The organism is Pseudomonas sp. 2822-15 (assembly GCF_002742515.1).
Taxonomy (GTDB): domain Bacteria; phylum Pseudomonadota; class Gammaproteobacteria; order Pseudomonadales; family Pseudomonadaceae; genus Aquipseudomonas; species Aquipseudomonas salomonii.
In genome coordinates, this window is the sequence record NZ_LJRY01000230.1 from 1 (window position 1) to 535 (window position 535).

Consider the following 535-nt stretch of genomic DNA (forward strand, 5'->3'; position numbering starts at 1 on the left):
CATACTACCTTCCCCCTATGTATAAATTTGAAATGTTCCCACTACGTTAACTCTATACAACACAATGAACCTTGTCCATATTGTACGGGCCAGGTCTCGCACAATTTTGTGTCATTCGCATGCAATTATTTGTCGTGTGAATGTTTTCCCTTTTTTCACGTTACATCGGTCAGTAATTTTAAAACCTGACATTGTTATTAACTCATCTATAGATTCAACTGTAATTACAACTATTTTTCTTGCAAAAGATCTAGCACTTATAAGCATTTCTAATTGATCCTGTTTATCTAATACTGAGCATAAGTTATAAGGCATATCAATGATTGCTACGTCGTATTCTTCCTGTATATCCTTTATATTCATGATAGTGACGTCAGTGGAATAGCCAAAGTGTGCTATATTACCACTAGCACCTTTCATTACTAGGGGATTAAGATCACTTCCTTTAATATCAACTCCCATAGATAAAGCTTCTACCAATACAGTTCCAATCCCACAACAAGGATCCACTACTTTTTTCTGTTCAATAATAGGT

General features: G+C 35.0%; 1 protein-coding gene. It reads right to left on the minus strand.

Features of this window, described 5'->3' with window-relative positions:
• Positions 1 to 111 precede the first annotated feature (111 nt).
• The coding region (locus AOA59_RS25940; protein WP_218212210.1) for a TRM11 family methyltransferase at positions 112 to 535 on the minus strand (424 nt) is incomplete at its 5' end.